General features: G+C 34.7%; 17 protein-coding genes and 2 pseudogenes. 12 read left to right on the top strand and 7 right to left on the bottom strand.

All coding sequences use genetic code 11. The features are described 5' to 3' along the window. Window positions 1-10: 10 nt before the first annotated feature. The 4 genes from priA to nadC all read right to left on the bottom strand — a co-directional run bounded on the left by priA (window position 11) and on the right by nadC (window position 4,861). Window positions 11-2,491, bottom strand: a complete 2,481-nt coding sequence (gene priA / locus EKM05_RS03925) for a primosomal protein N' (protein ID WP_126553619.1) — start codon at window positions 2,489-2,491, stop codon at window positions 11-13. Window positions 2,492-2,568: 77 nt separating this feature from the next. Then, window positions 2,569-2,997, bottom strand: a complete 429-nt coding sequence (locus EKM05_RS03920; protein ID WP_126553617.1) for a DUF2147 domain-containing protein — start codon at window positions 2,995-2,997, stop codon at window positions 2,569-2,571. Between the two features lie 101 nt (window positions 2,998-3,098). Beyond that, the gene (locus EKM05_RS03915) at window positions 3,099-4,007 is read right to left on the bottom strand and encodes a YihY/virulence factor BrkB family protein (protein ID WP_126462949.1); all 909 of its coding nucleotides are present in this window, start codon (window positions 4,005-4,007) and stop codon (window positions 3,099-3,101) included. Next, entirely contained in the window at window positions 4,004-4,861 is an 858-nt protein-coding gene (gene nadC, locus EKM05_RS03910) for a carboxylating nicotinate-nucleotide diphosphorylase (RefSeq protein WP_126553615.1), read from the bottom strand. Before nadC ends, EKM05_RS03915 begins: the two co-directional genes overlap by 4 nt. Before the next feature lie 286 nt (window positions 4,862-5,147). Between nadC and EKM05_RS03905 the strand changes: the two genes are divergently transcribed. The 3 genes and pseudogenes from EKM05_RS03905 (at window position 5,148) to rlmH (ending at window position 6,798) form a co-directional block, all read left to right on the top strand. Beyond that, window positions 5,148-5,582, top strand: a complete 435-nt coding sequence (locus EKM05_RS03905) for a hypothetical protein (protein WP_126553613.1) — start codon at window positions 5,148-5,150, stop codon at window positions 5,580-5,582. A gap of 108 nt (window positions 5,583-5,690) precedes the next feature. Continuing rightward, window positions 5,691-6,113: pseudogene (locus EKM05_RS03900) on the top strand (CIA30 family protein). A 211-nt stretch (window positions 6,114-6,324) separates the two neighbouring features. Further along, the gene (gene rlmH, locus EKM05_RS03895; protein WP_126462955.1) at window positions 6,325-6,798 is read left to right on the top strand and encodes a 23S rRNA (pseudouridine(1915)-N(3))-methyltransferase RlmH; all 474 of its coding nucleotides are present in this window, start codon (window positions 6,325-6,327) and stop codon (window positions 6,796-6,798) included. A gap of 655 nt (window positions 6,799-7,453) precedes the next feature. On the opposite strand, the gene folP is transcribed toward rlmH, so the two are convergent. Then, entirely contained in the window at window positions 7,454-8,278 is an 825-nt protein-coding gene (gene folP, locus EKM05_RS03885) for a dihydropteroate synthase (protein ID WP_126553611.1), read from the bottom strand. 109 nt (window positions 8,279-8,387) lie between these two features. On the opposite strand from folP, the gene EKM05_RS03880 reads away from it, so the two are divergent. From EKM05_RS03880 to tpiA, 5 genes and pseudogenes are all read left to right on the top strand, one after another. Then, entirely contained in the window at window positions 8,388-8,933 is a 546-nt protein-coding gene (locus tag EKM05_RS03880) for a DUF1599 domain-containing protein (protein WP_126553609.1), read from the top strand. A 104-nt stretch (window positions 8,934-9,037) separates the two neighbouring features. After that, on the top strand, window positions 9,038-10,138 hold the full coding sequence (locus EKM05_RS03875) for a BT_3928 family protein (protein WP_126553607.1): 1,101 nt from the start codon (window positions 9,038-9,040) through the stop codon (window positions 10,136-10,138). Between the two features lie 72 nt (window positions 10,139-10,210). After that, window positions 10,211-10,822: pseudogene (locus EKM05_RS03870) on the top strand (ABC transporter permease); the annotation flags it as partial. Between the two features lie 264 nt (window positions 10,823-11,086). Further along, window positions 11,087-11,581, top strand: coding sequence for a TlpA disulfide reductase family protein (locus EKM05_RS03865; protein ID WP_126553605.1), 495 nt, complete (start codon window positions 11,087-11,089; stop codon window positions 11,579-11,581). Window positions 11,582-11,668: 87 nt separating this feature from the next. After that, window positions 11,669-12,421 (top strand): triose-phosphate isomerase, encoded by a 753-nt coding sequence (gene tpiA / locus EKM05_RS03860; protein ID WP_126462964.1) that lies wholly within the window; start codon window positions 11,669-11,671, stop codon window positions 12,419-12,421. 51 nt (window positions 12,422-12,472) lie between these two features. Here tpiA and EKM05_RS03855 read toward each other — a convergent pair whose 3' ends face one another. Continuing rightward, the gene (locus EKM05_RS03855; RefSeq protein WP_126553603.1) at window positions 12,473-13,696 is read right to left on the bottom strand and encodes a porin; all 1,224 of its coding nucleotides are present in this window, start codon (window positions 13,694-13,696) and stop codon (window positions 12,473-12,475) included. A gap of 95 nt (window positions 13,697-13,791) precedes the next feature. Here EKM05_RS03855 and prmA point away from each other — a divergent pair, with 95 nt between their 5' ends. From prmA to EKM05_RS03835, 4 genes are all read left to right on the top strand, one after another. Beyond that, the gene (gene prmA / locus EKM05_RS03850; protein WP_126462968.1) at window positions 13,792-14,625 is read left to right on the top strand and encodes a 50S ribosomal protein L11 methyltransferase; all 834 of its coding nucleotides are present in this window, start codon (window positions 13,792-13,794) and stop codon (window positions 14,623-14,625) included. Window positions 14,626-14,670: 45 nt separating this feature from the next. Next, window positions 14,671-14,946: an ATP-dependent Clp protease adaptor ClpS gene (locus tag EKM05_RS03845; protein ID WP_126553601.1), complete on the top strand. Its 276-nt coding sequence runs from the start codon at window positions 14,671-14,673 to the stop codon at window positions 14,944-14,946. A 92-nt stretch (window positions 14,947-15,038) separates the two neighbouring features. Next, window positions 15,039-16,310, top strand: coding sequence for a sterol desaturase family protein (locus EKM05_RS03840; protein WP_126553599.1), 1,272 nt, complete (start codon window positions 15,039-15,041; stop codon window positions 16,308-16,310). A 7-nt stretch (window positions 16,311-16,317) separates the two neighbouring features. Further along, on the top strand, window positions 16,318-16,989 hold the full coding sequence (locus tag EKM05_RS03835; RefSeq protein ID WP_126553597.1) for a lysoplasmalogenase: 672 nt from the start codon (window positions 16,318-16,320) through the stop codon (window positions 16,987-16,989). Between the two features lie 44 nt (window positions 16,990-17,033). Here EKM05_RS03835 and EKM05_RS03830 read toward each other — a convergent pair whose 3' ends face one another. Then, the gene (locus EKM05_RS03830) at window positions 17,034-17,450 is read right to left on the bottom strand and encodes a DUF6691 family protein (RefSeq protein WP_126553595.1); all 417 of its coding nucleotides are present in this window, start codon (window positions 17,448-17,450) and stop codon (window positions 17,034-17,036) included. Between the last annotated feature and the right edge of the window lie 17 nt (window positions 17,451-17,467).

Genomic DNA, 17,467 nt, shown 5'->3' with positions numbered 1-17,467 from the left:
TTTCCATTTATCAATAAAAATCTACATTTGAAGTTACTTTTATAGCTCTGAACTGAGCAACAGCCTCAAAACTATTTAGCATTTTCTGAATCGTTTTTTTTGTGTTCCCAATAGACACATTTTGAGGTATTTTGATAATAATCATACGAATGTATTCGTTTCTAATCCTGCTGATAGCTGGTTCTTCCGGACCCAATACTGGCATATTTAAGTTTTGACTTATCACTTGATACAGCCACATAGCACCTTCCTTTAACTTATCAAAATCACGTTGTTTTAGCGTTAGTTTTATAAGCCTGAAATACGGTGGATATTTATAAATTTGTCGGTCATACAATTGTTCGTTATACATTCCAAAATAATCGTTCTTAGTCACTTGTTGTATTGTATTGTGATTGGGATTGTAGGTTTGTATGATCACTTTCCCTTGTTTTTGAGAACGTCCTGCTCTACCGGCAACTTGAGTCATCATCTGAAAACTTCTCTCAAAAGCTCTAAAATCAGGATGATATAACATATTATCCGCATTCATTATTCCTACTAAACTCACGTTGTCAAAATCCAACCCTTTGGCCAGCATTTGGGTTCCTACTAATATGTCCATTTCTCTGTTCTTAAAACTATCAATGATTTTTTCGAAACCAAATTTTCCTCGGGTCGTATCCTGATCCATTCTCCCTATTTTTGAATTTGGAAAAATAGACAGTAATTCTTGTTCAATTTGTTCGGTTCCAAAGCCTTTTGTAGTCAAATCAACACTAGAACATTCGTGACAATGTGTAGGTTTAGCCATGGTGTATCCACAATAATGACAACGCAACTGGTTTTTATGCTTGTGATAAGTCAAACTTACGTCGCACTGTTGGCATTGAGGTACATGACCGCAAGTGATACATTCAATTACAGGAGAATATCCTCTGCGGTTTTGAAACAAAATCACTTGCTCTCCTAAAGACAACGCGTTTGTAATTTCTTCAATTAAAACGTCACTAAAATGTCCTGTCATTTTTTTTCGAAAGTATTTGTCTTTCAAATCCACCAATTCAATATTGGGCATCCTGACATTCCCGAAACGTTCCGAAATTTCGACCAGACCAAATTTATCTGATTTGGCATTAAAATACGTTTCTATACTTGGCGTAGCCGAACCCAAAAGCACTTTTGCCTTGTGGGAATGTGCTAAAACTATAGCCGCATCCCGGGCGTGATACCGCGGAGCCGGATCTGCCTGCTTGAAGGTTTGCTCGTGTTCTTCATCTACAATTATGAACCCTAAATTATGAAAAGGCAAAAACAAAGCGGACCTCGCTCCAATTACCACTTGCGCTTTCTCAGAATTTTGCAAAACTTGATTCCACACCTCAATCCGTTCATTATTGCTGTATTTCGAATGAAACACCGCTACTTTATTTCCAAAATAACTTCTTAATCGACCTACTAATTGAGTCGTCAAGGCAATTTCAGGCAGTAAATACAGGATTTGTTTTCCCGTTGCCAAATATTCTTCGATGAGTTTGATGTAAATTTCCGTTTTTCCACTGGATGTTACTCCGTGTAATAAACAGACTTCTTTTAGAATAAAACGATCTTTAATTTCTTCGAAAGCAGCTTGTTGTGCCTGACTCAACTGTAATTCTTCGTCACGAATTTTTCCGTTGAAATGTACTCTGTCTTCCTGCAAAAAATAATCTTCGAATATTTCTTTCTCGATTAAAGCTTTAACAATTGCCGAAGAAGAATTAGCTTGCTCCACTAATTTTTTTACGGTAATGGGTTTAGCTCCGTTCCTTTCAGCCTCGCCTTGGGACTTTTGCGTTGCGCTCAATTGAAAATAGTGCATTACAACTTCCTTTTGTTTGTTGGCATTTTTCAGCGTCTCAAGTAATTCGCTTAAGCCTTGATTGGATTCGTATTTAGGGTGCAGCCGCACGTAGCGAACTAATTTAGGTTTGTAGCTTTCCTGTATTTCTTCCTGAAGCACCAAGATGTTCTTATCAACTAGTTTTTGAATAACAGGAAAGATATTTTTCTTGTTTAAAATAGCAATAATATCTTGAATTTTTAGCGAATTCTGCTGTTGCAAAGCTTCGTAAACCAGGAACTCATCATCCGAAAGAAGATTGGTATCCACAAATAAATTCGTTTTTTGAGAAATCAGGGTTTCGCTTTCCAGCAAAAGAGCACTTGGCATGGCACCACGATACACATCTCCAATGGCACACATATAATAGGAAGCGATCCACTGCCAATGTGCAATCTGGATTTCAGTTACGATGGGCTTTTCATCCAGAATTTGATGGATTTCCTTCGCATCATACAACTCTGGTTTGTTTTGATGAGTTTCAATAACTAAAGCCGTAAAAATTTTACTTTTCCCAAAAGGAACAGCTACCCGCATTCCTTTTTTGATGTATAAAAACTCCGTTTCGGAAACGCTATACGTGAATGTTTTAGCTAAGGAAAGAGGTAAAATTACTTCTGCAAAATACATTTATAATCAATTATGAGTTATCAATTTGAGTGATGTGTTGAATTTTTACTTTGAACCCATAACTCCTAATTTCACACTTATTTTACTCTGTTCCAAGTTTGTGTTCTTCCAAATAAGGCCACACCAATATATCCTCGAACGTTCAGTTTATCAGTACCATTCAAAACCAAAGAACATTTGTAGAGCTTCCCCGTAGTTGGATCCAAAATTTTTCCTGAATTGTATTCTTTACCATCTTTAGTAAGGCCTTTGATAATCACAAGCCCCATAATAGGCTTATTTTTTTCATCACCGGAACATGCTGTACATACACTTTTTTTCTTTTCGGTATCTAATATGTCAACGATTTTTCCGTAAATTTTACCGGAACGTTCGTAGATTTCGACTATTGATTTGGCTTTGCCTGTTTCGTCATCAATGGTTTTCCATTTTCCGATAACGCTATGCGTTTGTCCATAAAACGCCATCGAAATAAATAATACCAGAATTGTAATTGTATTTTTCATCTTTTTCTTTTTAGAGCCCTGATAGCCTTGAAAATCCTGTCATGGCAAGAAACTAATAGCAGGAAATAACCCTTGATTTTGAGACTATTTTGGTTTAAAAATTATATTTTTTTTGCTTTCAGTTTATTTACTGTGGCATTCAATTCAAAACCCAACAGTAATATCATGCAGTTGATCCAAATATAAAACATCAAAACCAATAATGTTCCTATTGAGCCATATAATTCATTGTATTGTGAAAATTTTGTGACCCAAATTCCAAAACCGTATGAATCCAGCAGAATCAATATTGTTGTAAATACAGAGCCAATAGAGATAAAAGCTCTGTTTTTATAATACTTAGTTCCAAACTTAAAAAGTATAGAAGTAGTAGCTAAAATCATCAAAATCACGAATGCATAGCGTCCTAAAATAATTAGTTGCAGCTGATCGCTAAATACTGTTTTCTGTATAAATACCTCAAAAACAACAATTATTGCAACCGTTACAATTAAAAGTAAAGACAGCAATAATGACATTCCTAATGCGACTAAATACTGACGGATAAACCCTCGTTTGATCAGGACGTGTCGGGAAGATTCAAAACCTCCCAGAATTCCATTTAATCCATTTGCCATTAATAAAATGGAGAGCAAAAACCCATAGGAAACTAATCCTGAGTGGCTGTTATTAAGAATATCATTGATGATTTTATAAATAGCATCATAGGTATTGGGCGGAACTCCATCCTTTACAAATTGAAGAAAATCATTCTGAAAACCTTCAATAGGTATGTAAGGAATAAGATTTAAGATGAACAGCGCAAAAGGAAATAAGGCCATGAAAAAACTAAATGCAATTGCACTGGCATGATAGGTTACCGCACTCTCCACAATCCCAAGTCCGTAAAGTTCTAACAAATCGTATAAGGACAAGCCTTCTAGCCAAGGAAGCTTGATCTTTTTTAGCACATGAACCAGATTGCGAATTATCGGGATTTTTTCGAGCTTAACCTCTATCTCTTTACTCATATTGCTTTTAAACTCAAATCCATGTTGTAAACGGAATGCGTCAAGGAACCTGACGAAATATAATCTACTCCACATTCTGCATACTTGCGAATGGTATTTTCATTTATATTTCCGGAAGATTCAGTCCGGCATTTATCCCCAATCAAAGCTACTGCTTTTATCGTATCCTCATAATTAAAATTATCAATCAAAATCCGGGATATTCCTTCACTTTCGAGAATTTCTTTTATTTCAGCTAAACTTCTGGCTTCGACAATGATTTTAAGATCCAGATTATTTTCCTTGAGGTAGGCTTTGGTTTTGGCAATGGCCAAGGTAATTCCGCCCGCAAAATCAATATGATTGTCCTTGAGCATTATCATATCGTACAAAGCATACCGGTGGTTTTCGCCGCCGCCAATTTTGACCGCCCATTTCTCACAGGCCCTGAATCCCGGTGTTGTTTTGCGGGTATCGAGAATTTTTGTATTTAGCCCTGCTACTAAACGAACGTATTCTTTGGTTTTAGTTGCTATAGCTGACATTCTTTGCATTGAATTCAAAACTACACGTTCTGATTTTAAAATAGATTGTGAACTTCCCGAAACATGAAAAACAACATCTCCCTTTTTTACTGAAGTTCCGTCCTTAATAAAAGTCTCTATTTGTAAATTAGGGTCTACATACTCAAAAATCATTTTGGCAAAAGCCACGCCTGCAATAATACCGTCTTCTTTTACCAATAATTTTGCTTTTCCTGTGGCCGATGCCGGAATACAAGCCAAAGAGCTATAATCTCCAGGGCCCACATCCTCCCTAATGGCGTTTTGTATTAGTATTTGTAACTCGTTATTGAATTGTGCTTCGCTAATCATTTTATAGAAAATTTATGGAATGCTAAAGTAGCATATATTTTGTGGATTTGAAAATTTGAGAGTTGGCTTCTTTGGATAAAGAAACAAATGAATCCATTTTATCAAGAAAAAAAACTAGACATATTAAAGATCTAATTGTAGAAAACAACACAGTTACCATACGCAATTACAGCTTTACACATTGACTTTAGGCGCTCTAGCTATTTAAACCCATAAATCAATTGTTTATTTAGGGCAGTACTATTTAAAATCCTATATTTGGATTTAGTAACTAAATCACTATTTTATGAAATCTTATTTTAGCCTGCTTTTTGTATCGTCACTACTTTTTATTTCTTGTAAAAAGGAAGTAGACATACAAAATACTACTCCGACAAATATCGTTCCTTTTACTGAAGTTGGCAGACAAATGCAGAACCAATCGCAAACTACCACTCAGCAACAACAAAATACGGATCCTACTGCTGTTGCCACTGGCGCAAATCCAGCTCATGGTCAACCTGGTCACCGATGTGATATAGCCGTTGGTGCTCCTTTGAACTCCCCGGCTGCTACAAATGCTTCTGCTACGCCACAACAAAACGCGCCTGTTCAGGCTAATACAGTCTCAACTGCAACAACGCAAGACCAGGGAACTCCTACGGCTGAAGGAATGAATCCGCCACACGGACAAACCAATCACCGCTGTGATATTGCTGTGGGTGCTCCGTTGCCTAAATAGGAATTTGAATGCTCCTCAAAAATAAAAAATGGGCGCAAATCCCCAAGTGTTTAGGCCCGTTTTAGTTTTTGAATCCTACCGCGTGATAGTAATTTGTTCAGCGAAAAGATGTTACAATACCAACCAACAATGACACCTGTACTAATTTTTGATTTTAATTTAAATAGCGATCTAAGCAATTGGAAAATTGTAAATGATGCTGTGATGGGAGGAATATCCAAAAGTACATCTTATTTAGAACTCAAATGGAAAGGGAACCTTTGAAGGTACTGTTTCATTAGAAAACAATGGCGGATTTTGTGCTGTGAAATATGTTTTTGAACCAATGTATCTAAAACCTGCTAAACATATTGCATCCACATTAAAGGAGACGGCAAACAATACCAATTTAGAGTGAAGATAAATCGTACAGACCCACATTCGTGTGTATTCCCTTTTCAAACTACCACTGATTGGCAAACAATTGAAATTCCATTCACCCAGTTGTATCCAGCTTTCAGAGGACGAAAATTAGATCAGCCTAATCATTGACGGTTCTAAATTAGAGGAAAATGCTTTCCTGATAGGCAATAAGAAAGAAGAGTCATTTCAATTGCTAATTGATCGCATTGAGGTAAAATAAATAGCATCTTAGCTTTCGTAATTTTATAAATTTAAAAATCAGATTATTAATTTCCATTAAAGAGAATGTAATTTAAAACTGCTAATTTTTCTATCTTTGCATCTCTGAAATCTAACAAAAATGAACATCAAATTGATTGCTATCGGTAAAACTGATAACAAAGCGCTACAATCCTTGATCGACGATTACACCAAGCGTTTGTCTTTTTACATTAAATTCGATTTAGATATTATTCCTGATATCAAGAACGTAAAAAACTTATCGGAAAGTCAACAAAAAGAGAAGGAAGGCGAATTAATTTTAGCAAAAATCACACCAACGGACCAACTTATTTTGTTGGATGAAAACGGGAAAAATTTTTCCAGCGTTGGCTTCTCAGAAGAATTACAAAAGAAAATGAATTCCGGAGTAAAGACTTTAGTTTTTGTTATTGGCGGTCCTTATGGGTTTTCGGATACGGTTTATGCTAAAGCACAAGGAAAAATATCGTTGTCTTTAATGACTTTTTCGCATCAGATGGTTCGGTTGTTCTTTATCGAACAATTGTATCGTGGATTCACGATCTTGAAAAACGAACCGTATCATCATCAGTAATTATTTCGTTTGAAGTGTTCTTTTTTTAAAGTTTAGTAAATAAATTCTTGATTACTTTTCATTTGTACTTTTAAACTTTCAATAAAAATTTTGTTTTGTATATAACTTCCAAAGCTTAAATTTTCATCAAACCTAAATAAAAAAGTAGTTGCAACGTCTTTGGGTAAAACAGTATTAATTAAATCTTGAAGCTTTTCTTTTTTGAAAACTTGATTCTCAATTAAAATCTCATTATTCTTATTGAAAATATGATGGTTCCAATTGGTTTTTCCAATTTATAAAACACATTGGTAAAAGGTATAAAAACTAAATTTTTTCCGATTGTATTAGCATAAGAATAATAATTTTCGGTCTTTTCATTCTTGTGTGCTTTTTCTTAGCGCTTCTTTTGTTGCAACCTCATAATATCCGGAATAGCAAGTCGTAACGGTTAACGTTTGTCTACATTGAGAATCCAATTGGTCTAAATAATACTGTTTTTACGGTTTACTTCAGCCAGCGTATCCAAGCCTTTTGTTCTAAAAAAAAAAATAGATTGGCGAAAGATCCTCTACCACTTTGACAATTGAAATATTTGATTTTGGCAATAAAACCGCTTCTTTATTTCCACAGGAAAAAAGAGTAAAAAGAACAATCAACATAAAATATTTCATCGTTATAAATTGATTTTATTGAATAATGTAACGCATTCCACAGCTTCTTTTACATCGTGAACACGAAGGATTTTTGCGCCTTTGGTCAATGCCAAAGTATTTAAAACTGTAGTTCCATTTAATGCATTTTCGATTGAAGTATCTAGGGTTTTATAAATCATGGATTTTCTGGAAACTCCCACAAGAAGTGGTAATTTCAAGATGTTAAACAAGTCCATTTTTTGAAAAACTTCATAATTTTGTGCTATTGTTTTGGCAAAGCCAAAGCCCGGATCAATAATTAAATCATTGATTCCAAAACTTCTGGCCATAGCTACTTTTTCAGAAAAATAGAACACCATTTCTTTTACAATATCATCGTAATCCGTAAGTGTTTGCATCGTTTGCGGATTGCCTCGCATGTGCATCATAATATACGGAACATTGTATTTTGCAATTATCTCCAGCATTTTGTCGTCTAGATTTCCGGCTGCAATATCATTGATGATAGACGCACCATTTTCAATCGATGCCTTTGCTACTTCGCTTCTAAAGGTATCAATAGAGATTATTGTTTCTGGAAACTGCTTTAGAATCAAATCAATAACAGGAATAATTCTGGAAATTTCATCTTGTTCCGAAACGAATTCTGCATTTGGTTTGCTCGAATAAGTACCTACATCTATAAAAGTTGCGCCATCAAGCAGCATTTTTTCAGTATGAGAAAGGATTTCGGTTTCATTCTTATACTTTCCTCCATCAAAAAAAGAGTTGGGTGTCACATTCAAAATTCCCATTACTTTGGGAGTTGATAGATCAATGAGTATTCCTTTACAATTAATTGTCATTCTTTTTTAGTTTTAAGACTACTACTTTCAACATTATTTACCCTTCATTCTGCATTCAAAAAAATTATTCTTATTTTTGAAAAAATTTGAATACAAATATACACCAATAATGAAGAATACTTCAAAGGAATATGATGCTGTGATTGCGACTTGTCGGGCACTGTATATCAACAAAATGAAAGATTACGGATGTGCTTGGCGCATTTTGAGACTGCCTTCATTAACGGATCAAATCTATATTAAGGCCCAAAGAATCCGAAGTTTACAAGAAAATGAAATCCGCAAAATTGATGAAGATGAAACGGGTGAATTCATTGGGATCATAAATTATGCTCTCATGGCGTTGATTCAATTGGAATTAGGCGTTGCAGATCAGCCTGATTTAAGTGTGGAAAAGGCAACCAAATTATACGATGCCAAAATCAAACTAACCAAGGAATTAATGGAAGACAAAAATCATGATTACGGGGAAGCTTGGCGCGAAATGCGTGTGAGTTCACTAACAGATTTAATTTTGCAAAAATTACTTCGTGTCAAACAAATTGAAGACAACAAAGGAAAAACATTAGTTTCTGAAGGAATCGATGCTAATTATCAGGACATGATAAATTATTCGGTTTTTGCCTTGATTCTAATGGGTTTTGGAAATAAATAATAAAAAGCAATAACTAAACATGAAATCACTGGGATTCCAAAATCACAAACTGTAATCCAGAATGGCGATACCGTATTCCATTAAAAAACAAATATTATCTTCATATGAAAAATATAATTACTCAATTTTCTAGAATTTTCGTGGGAATCCTATTCATAATCTCCGGATTAATCAAACTGAATGACCCTGTTGGTTTTTCTTATAAATTGGCAGAGTATTTCAGTGAACCCGTATTCAACATGCCCTTTTTTGTTCCGTTTGCACTGGGAATCGCCCTGTTTTTAGTGATTCTTGAAGTGGTTTTGGGGATTATGTTACTCATTGGATACAAGACTAAAGTCACGGTTTGGAGTTTATTGGTTTTGATTGTAATGTTTACCTTCCTAACTTTTTATTCCGCTTATTTCAATGTAGTAAAAGATTGTGGCTGTTTTGGCGATGCGCTAAAACTAACACCATGGCAATCGTTTACAAAGGATATTGTGTTGTTGTTCTTTATTCTGGTATTGTTCTTTAACAAAAAATTAATCCAACCCTTATTTAGAACTACCGTTCAAAACATAATTATTTATGCCAGTATCGTTTTATCAGCCTTTATGGGCGTTATCGTTTTAAACCATTTGCCATTAATAGATTTTAGACCATTCAAGGTAGGAAATAATATTCAACAAGGAATGCAAATCCCTGACGGCGCTGATAAATCAGTGGTAGAAATGGTGTTTATATACAAAGTGAATGGTGTAGACAAAGAATTTACCGAAAAAGACCTAATGTCGATTCCTGAAGGCGCCGTATTTGTAGACCGAAAAGACAAAGTCATCACAGAAGGATATGTTCCTCCTATTCATGACTTCACGATGGAAAAAGACGGTTCGGATTATAAAGATCAGTTCTTGCGAGAGCCAAAATTGATGTTGATTGTAGCCTATAATTTAGTGAATGCCGATAAAGCGGGAATGGGCAAAATGGAAAAACTGTATTTAGATGCAAAAACAAAAGGATATAAGGTAATTGGAATGACATCTTCCTTACCGGAAGAGATAGCTGCAGCAAAAAAACAATATGGATTGACATTTGACTTTTATTTTTGTGATGCAATCACATTAAAAACAATTGAAAGAGCCAATCCAAGTATTGTATTGCTCGAGAAAGGAACAATCACACAAAAACTTCATCATAACGACGTCAAAGACTTAAGATTATAAGAATAGGACGGTTCTGATTTACGGTATTACAGAACTTTAACCGCTAATTATTTTTACCCATTAAAAGCATTTATGTTAAAATGTTTTCTTAGTAAAATTGGATCTGCACTGCTTACTCTTTTTGGAGTGTTTACAGTGATATTATTTTTGTTTACTGTTTTGCCTGGGGATCTTGCACGCATGATGCTGGATCAAAATGAAAATTCAGAACAACTGGCCATTGTAAAAAAGAAATATGGTTTTGATAAACCTATTGCTACTCAATACTTGTATTATCTGAATGACCTGTTGCCTATTTCTTTGCACAGTGATACCCAATCCGATTATACTTTTCTGAGCGAGGGAAAATACAATGCGGTACCCCTTTTTGGAATTGGTACAAATGAATTGGTTTTGAAAACCCCCTATTTAAGAGAAAGTTTTCAAAAAAGCGGAAAAAAAGTTTCTCAAATTATTGGACATACATTGCCAAGCACAGCCGTATTAGCCATATTTGCCATAGGTATCGCTATTGTTTTTGGTATTATTTCTGCCTTATACAAAGATACCTGGATCGATCGCCTAATTGCTTTAATCAGTACTTTAGGGATGAGCATTCCTTCCTTTTTCAGTGCAATCCTATTTGCCAGGCTCTTTGGATTTGTATTACAAAAACAAACGCAGTTTAATATGCCCGGAAGCCTATAAGAAGTACATAATTTCGATGAAGGAAGTTATATTCAATGGATTTTGTATATGCATATTTAGATCCCAAAATAAGACTGGGATAATCACTGTATTTTGACAAGAAACAGCATTTCCAAAGTAACAACAGGTTTGATGTTGTCTAAATCTCATCAACTATAACGATATTGCTTAAGCATTTTTGAATTCTGCTTTCAAAATATGGTATTCTGCACAACTCAATCCAATTGTTTGTTTTAACTTTGTTTAAAAAACAACTCTATAATGAAACAAATACTATTACTTCTAATATCTATTGTAACCTTTTCTTGCGCAAAAGAGGGAAAAACTGAATTTTCTAAAACGGCTTTGTCTGAAACCCTACTAGCCACTGACGGAAGTCAGGTTGCTTTTCAGGATGTTTTAAAAAAACACGAAGGCAAAACCATAGTAATTGAAGTTTGGGCTTCTTGGTGTGGGGATTGTGTCAAAGCAATGCCAAAAATCAAAGAATTACAAGTGAACAATCCTGATGTTGCTTATTTATTTATTTCAATGGACAAAACTGCCGATAAATGGAAAGTTGGAATTGAAAAACACGAATTGAAAGGAGATCATTTCATGGCAAATGACCAAATGGGAGGTGTATTTGCAAAAGCCATTGACCTAGATTGGATTCCAAGATATATCATTGTGGACAAAACCGGAAAAATTGCTTTATACCGCGCTATTGAAACTGATTTTGACACGATTAACGAGACTTTAGAAAATTTAAAATAAAGCATTCAAACACCATTTGAGATGCAGTTCTTATCATTTGAAAAACTTCAAAAAAACGAAACCAAAAACTAAATATAACACGACAAAATGAGAAAGAAGATTGTTGCAGGAAACTGGAAAATGCATAAAAATGCAGAGCAAACAGAAGATTTATTAAATGAATTAATAGCAAAAATCCCTACAGATACTGCTGTGCAAATAATTGTAGCGCCAACATTTGTAAACCTGGCTTCTGCTGTAGATCATTTAGAATTTACCAATATAGATGTTGCTGCACAAAACGTTCATCAAGCAGAAAGCGGTGCTTTCACGGGTGAAATTTCGGCAGATATGTTAAAAAGTGTAGGTGTAGACATTGTCATTTTAGGACACTCCGAACGCAGAGCCATTTTTCAGGAAACAGATGCTTTAATTGCGAATAAAGTAAATACGGCTTTGGAACATGACATAAGAGTTATTTTTTGTTTTGGTGAAGAATTAAAAGACCGCCAATCAAAAAATCATTTTAATGTAGTTGAAAACCAATTGCGAGATGGTTTATTTCATATTGAGGCTAAAGACTGGGACAGTATCGTTTTAGCCTATGAGCCAGTTTGGGCAATAGGAACAGGAGAAACAGCTTCTCCGGAGCAAGCACAGGAAATGCATGAATTTATAAGAGAAACCGTTCGTAAAGCTTTTGGAAGCGATATTGCTGAAAACGTATCTATCCTATATGGAGGAAGCGTGAAACCGGATAATGCTAAAGAAATTTTCTCAAAACCAGATGTAGATGGAGGCCTCATTGGGGGTGCCGCACTAAAAGCTGATGATTTTGTAGCAATTGTAAAGGCTATCTAAATTTCAATTTTAAACGTCATAAAAAAGCGGTGATTCATTTTACCGTTTTTTTTATATTCCTATTTCAACCTGAAAACGCAGGTGCCAGTTGTTCTTTGTATTACCGTCAAAATAATGTAGGGTATCAAAAGTCAATTCCGTTTGCAATTTAAAAGTGTGTTCCCAAATATATTTCGTCAAACCAATGGTATACTGTTTTGTGTTTGGTGCTAAAAGCTTAATGTCCTCGCCCACTTTTTGAGTAGAATACCGTCCGATAATCTCATAATTTGATAACAAATTATAACTCAATTGATGATCAAATCCGTTACCAACGTAAGCAAAATTAGATTGTGAAATATCATCCGGATTTATTGTAACTGCATTTCTTGGAGTAATTCTGGACATATAACTTGACATAGCGGCCCATCCGTTGTATTTAATCAAAACATCAAGCATCACTGATTTCATAGTGCGAGCTTCAAATAAATCATTTCCTAATTGACCTTGGGTTCTTTTGGCATGATTATTTTGCTGAAAAGCACCCGAAAGCATTAATTTCGGCTTTTTTTCTCTTACAATATCCCCTTCAAAATAGGTTCCGTCTCTTGAAAATACCCCAAATGGTAACAACTCTACCTTCCCTGTTAAGGCAACACCTTCATCTGTATTCCCCGTGATATTTCGACCTTCTCCTGTTGAAATAGCTGTTTTGAAATTATAGGAAAATTTATCCCGAAATTCATTCATATTGTGAACTTGAAAACCAAAATCCCTGTCAATTGTAAATCTGGCATTGTTAATCGACCGGTCCGTTAACTGTAATCCGCCTGAAGAATTCACACGTTGGCGATTTCCTGGTAATTTTGTTTGTCCAAAACTGATATTCCAGTGTCGATTAGGTCTGTAAAAAACAACTGCATCTCTGATAATATTTATGTTCTCACCTTCTCTAATTTCACCAACATCGCCCGGAGCAAATGACAATTGAACTGCATATAAAAATTTTGGATTTCCCACATATCCGTCAAATCGCAAACGTAATCTTCGGATTTGTCCGTCATATCCCCTTTTTTCATCTTCATTTTCAATATAAGTCACCCTATTTTGCATTCGGAACCGAATATTAAATTGGTATAAACTATCCGGAGAAGTGATTCCAATTCCTTTACCAAAACTATAGTACGGAAGCGCCGATAATCTTAAGTCATTATCTTGTTTGCTTTGCTTGATATTAACCTGCGCATTGCTGGAAATGCAACTTACAAAGATCCAAAATAAAATTATTTTTTTCATGGTGTACTACTGTGTTTTGGGTACAAATGTAAAATAAAATTTGATTTACAAATACTCTTTAATATGCGATTGTTACCTTTGCAAAAAAAACAAGCATGTCAAATATTTATATCGCGTACCATTTTACTATTGAACCTAAAGAATTGGGGTCTGAAATCTTAATCGCGGAATTGGGAGAAAGAGCTTTTGAGAGTTTTACAGAAACTGAAACCGGGATTTCAGCTTTTGTGCAAAAGGATTTATGGAATGAAACCATCTTAGCGGATATCCATATTTTACAATCCGAAGAATTTACGATTGATTATACATTTGAAGAAATCGAACAAGTCAACTGGAATGAGGAATGGGAAAAGAATTTTGAAGCCATTGATGTCGACGGAAACTGTCATGTACGAGCACCATTCCATCCAAAAACAGATGCCGAATTTGATATTATAATTGAACCAAAAATGAGTTTTGGAACAGGGCACCATGAGACCACTCACATGATGATTCAACATTTATTAGAAATAGATGTAACCGGGATGAAAACACTCGATATGGGATGTGGAACCGCAATATTAGCAATTCTTGCCGAAATGAAAGGAGCGCAACCAATTGACGCTATTGATATTGACAATTGGTGTTACTTGAATTCTATAGAAAATGCAGCACGTAATAACTGCAAACACATTACCGTTTATGAAGGGGAAGCCTCTTTATTAGAAGGTAAAAAATACGATTTGATTATAGCCAACATCAATAGGAATATTTTGTTGAACGATATGCAGAGTTACATAGACAGTTTAAACCCTAATGGAACGCTACTTTTAAGCGGTTTCTATCATGAAGATATACCATTTATAGATGCCTCTTGTACCGAAAAAGGACTGATTTATGTTAAAAAACTTGAAAGAAACAATTGGGTATCTTTAAAATATGTAAATTAGTAGTATTATTTTTTTATTAATTACGAAAGTACAAAAACCTATAAAATGAGTACTAAAGAAAAAGTAAGAGAAAGAGTCCATGTCAAAGAAGCAACCCAGCTGGACAACGAAATCATCGTTTATAATGATGATGTAAATACATTTGACCATGTCATTGACACCTTAATTCGCGTATGCAATCACACACCGGAACAAGCAGAACAATGTTCATTAATCGTACATTATAACGGAAAATGTACTGTAAAAACAGGGCCTTACGACAAATTAAAACCACAATGCACGCAATTATTAGAAGCAGGATTAAATGCAGAAATAATTTAAGAATAATAAAAATTCCCTTTGACAAATAAATTACTGTGAATAATTAAAAAACATTCTCTTTTATTCTATATTTGAATAAAAAAAGTGTTCTTATGGAAGAATATGGTAAAATTTTAGTTTTTGTAATGCCCATTTTTTTGATATTAATTAGCATCGAAAAAATTTATGGGCATTACAAAGGGGAAGATACCGCACCTAATATGGATGCTGTTTCAAGCGTGAGCTCTGGAATGGTCAACTCCCTAAAAGATGTTTTAGGACTTAGTATCACACTGGTTTCTTACGATTGGATCGTATCTAAAATAGCTTTATTCAATCTTGAAGCTACCTTTTTAACCTATTTTATTGGATTTATAGCTATTGATTTTTATGGCTATTGGAGTCATCGTTTGTCGCATCAAATTAACTTTTTATGGAACAAACATGCGATACATCATAGCAGTGAAGAATTCAATTTGGCCTGTGCCCTACGCCAGCCCGTTTCCAGTTTTGTCAATCTGTTTACCTTTTTATTGATTCCAGCCGCACTTTTAGGAGTTCCCTCCAAAGTGATTGCGATAACCTTACCAATTCATTTATTCCTTCAATTTTGGTACCATACTAAGCACATCAAGAAAATTGGTTTTCTGGAAAGGATATTGGTTTCACCATCCCATCATAGGGTGCATCATGCCATCAATCCAGAATACATGGACAAGAACCATTCGCAAATATTCATCATTTGGGATAAATTGTTTGGTACTTTTCAAGCGGAATTAGAAAGCGTTCCACCTGTTTTTGGAATCACAAGACCAGCCAGAACCTGGAATCCGATCCGGATAAATTTTCAGCATTTATGGCTATTGATTACAGACGCTTGGCGCGCCGAAAACTGGAAAGATAAGTTTATCATTTGGTTTAAACCAACAGGCTGGCGTCCAGAAAATTTTGAAGAAAAATATCCCGTTGTCAAAATTACCAATGTTTATGATTTTGAAAAATACGGCGTTCAATATTCTAAAAAACTAATGTACTGGTCCTTATTTCAAGCAATTATAACGTTGTTACTTATCAGTTATATGTATAATTCTATCGCGGTGATAGGGTTGCCAAATGTATTTATTTACGGCGCATTCATCTTCCTGACCGTTTACAGTTACACGGAATTAATGGATACCCGCAAAATTTCCATCTTCTGGGAAAGTATCCGTTTTGTTTTTGGAATTGGACTAATTTTCTATTTTGGCGATTGGTTTGGAATGAATCAACTTTTTCCTTTTGCAAGTTATATTATTGGTGGTTATCTCCTTTTATCCTTGGCTGTAACGGTATATTTTGTCAGTATTAATTTTGAAAAAGATGTCATGATTACCGTTCAATCTTAAAAAAAATATGAAACACAACATAAAAGTAAAGAGTTTTATTGGGTTTAGTCTTGTTTATCTATTGCTAATTCTTTTTGGTTGGGAAACTATAGCTTGGTTTTTGAAACCATTTTTATTGCCGTTTTTAATTCTGACAGTTTATTTACACGAAAGATTTAGTACTAAAAAAGTTCTTATAACTGCTTTGACTTTGTCGTGGATAGGGGACATTATTTTGATGTTTGCTGACAAAGGAGAGTTGTATTTTATTGCAGGGCTGATTGCCTTTCTACTTTCGCACATTTCGTATATCATACTATTTAACAAACAATTGAAAATTTATTTAAAGAATAGTAAAATTATTTTCTGGGTAGGAGTTACAGTAATCGTAGTTTATTTAATCGTAATGATGTTGCTTTTATTGCCAAGTTTAGGGGACTTAAAAATTCCTGTTCTATTATATGCCCTTACTATTTCAATTATGTTGTTATTTGCGCTCAAGGGTTTTTTAAACTGGCAAAAACCTGCCAACAGCTATATATTAATTGGCGCTACTGTTTTTGTAGCTTCAGATAGTCTTTTGGCCTTTGATAAATTCTATGCGCCATTGCAATACAGCTCCTTTCTGATTATGGCAACCTATTTACTTGCGCAATATTTGATTGTTTCCGGCATTTTAAAATTAAACAAAAAAAAATAGCATTCCCACAAGAGAATGCTATTTTGATGTCAAGTGTTTTTCGATTAATGAGGTAATTTATTTTTCAATAGTCCATATAGATAGGTCCCGAAAAGAGACCCGAAAAGCACTATCAAAATGGTCCAAAAACCAGCCCCAAGCAAGATGAATATTGGTCCCGGACAAGAACCTACCAATGCCCAACCCAATCCAAAAAACAATCCGCCAATCCAGTATCTGGCAGAGCCTTTTTCTTTATCCGGAATTTCTATAGATTCTCCCTTGATGTCTTTTATATTGTTTCGTTTAATGATTTGAATGCCAATAATTCCCGTCAAGATAGCCACCGAAATAATTCCGTACATGTGAAACGACTGAAATTGAAACATTTCATAAATGCGATACCAGGAAACGGCTTCAGATTTAGTCAAAACAATTCCGAAAACAAATCCAACCAATAGATATTTTAGTATATTTTTCATTCTTTTTATTTTATATT

The sequence above is a fragment of the Flavobacterium sp. GSP27 genome, assembly GCF_003970395.1.
Classification (GTDB): Bacteria; Bacteroidota; Bacteroidia; order Flavobacteriales; family Flavobacteriaceae; genus Flavobacterium.
This window is presented reverse-complemented; position numbering and strand designations above follow the sequence as displayed.

What these genes read in the sequence shown, in the direction of transcription:
- rlmH (WP_126462955.1), top strand. Translation starts at nt 6,325, where the DNA reads ATGAACATCAAATTGATTGCTATCGGTAAAACTGATAACAAAGCGCTA.
- EKM05_RS03845 (WP_126553601.1), top strand. Translation starts at nt 14,671, where the DNA reads ATGAGTACTAAAGAAAAAGTAAGAGAAAGAGTCCATGTCAAAGAAGCA.
- tpiA (WP_126462964.1), top strand. Translation starts at nt 11,669, where the DNA reads ATGAGAAAGAAGATTGTTGCAGGAAACTGGAAAATGCATAAAAATGCA.
- folP (WP_126553611.1), bottom strand. Translation starts at nt 8,278, where the DNA reads ATGACAATTAATTGTAAAGGAATACTCATTGATCTATCAACTCCCAAA.
- nadC (WP_126553615.1), bottom strand. Translation starts at nt 4,861, where the DNA reads ATGATTAGCGAAGCACAATTCAATAACGAGTTACAAATACTAATACAA.
- EKM05_RS03855 (WP_126553603.1), bottom strand. Translation starts at nt 13,696, where the DNA reads ATGAAAAAAATAATTTTATTTTGGATCTTTGTAAGTTGCATTTCCAGC.
- EKM05_RS03830 (WP_126553595.1), bottom strand. Translation starts at nt 17,450, where the DNA reads ATGAAAAATATACTAAAATATCTATTGGTTGGATTTGTTTTCGGAATT.
- EKM05_RS03865 (WP_126553605.1), top strand. Translation starts at nt 11,087, where the DNA reads ATGAAACAAATACTATTACTTCTAATATCTATTGTAACCTTTTCTTGC.
- EKM05_RS03880 (WP_126553609.1), top strand. Translation starts at nt 8,388, where the DNA reads ATGAAGAATACTTCAAAGGAATATGATGCTGTGATTGCGACTTGTCGG.
- priA (WP_126553619.1), bottom strand. Translation starts at nt 2,491, where the DNA reads ATGTATTTTGCAGAAGTAATTTTACCTCTTTCCTTAGCTAAAACATTC.
- EKM05_RS03875 (WP_126553607.1), top strand. Translation starts at nt 9,038, where the DNA reads ATGAAAAATATAATTACTCAATTTTCTAGAATTTTCGTGGGAATCCTA.
- EKM05_RS03905 (WP_126553613.1), top strand. Translation starts at nt 5,148, where the DNA reads ATGAAATCTTATTTTAGCCTGCTTTTTGTATCGTCACTACTTTTTATT.
- EKM05_RS03920 (WP_126553617.1), bottom strand. Translation starts at nt 2,997, where the DNA reads ATGAAAAATACAATTACAATTCTGGTATTATTTATTTCGATGGCGTTT.
- prmA (WP_126462968.1), top strand. Translation starts at nt 13,792, where the DNA reads ATGTCAAATATTTATATCGCGTACCATTTTACTATTGAACCTAAAGAA.
- EKM05_RS03915 (WP_126462949.1), bottom strand. Translation starts at nt 4,007, where the DNA reads ATGAGTAAAGAGATAGAGGTTAAGCTCGAAAAAATCCCGATAATTCGC.
- EKM05_RS03835 (WP_126553597.1), top strand. Translation starts at nt 16,318, where the DNA reads ATGAAACACAACATAAAAGTAAAGAGTTTTATTGGGTTTAGTCTTGTT.
- EKM05_RS03840 (WP_126553599.1), top strand. Translation starts at nt 15,039, where the DNA reads ATGGAAGAATATGGTAAAATTTTAGTTTTTGTAATGCCCATTTTTTTG.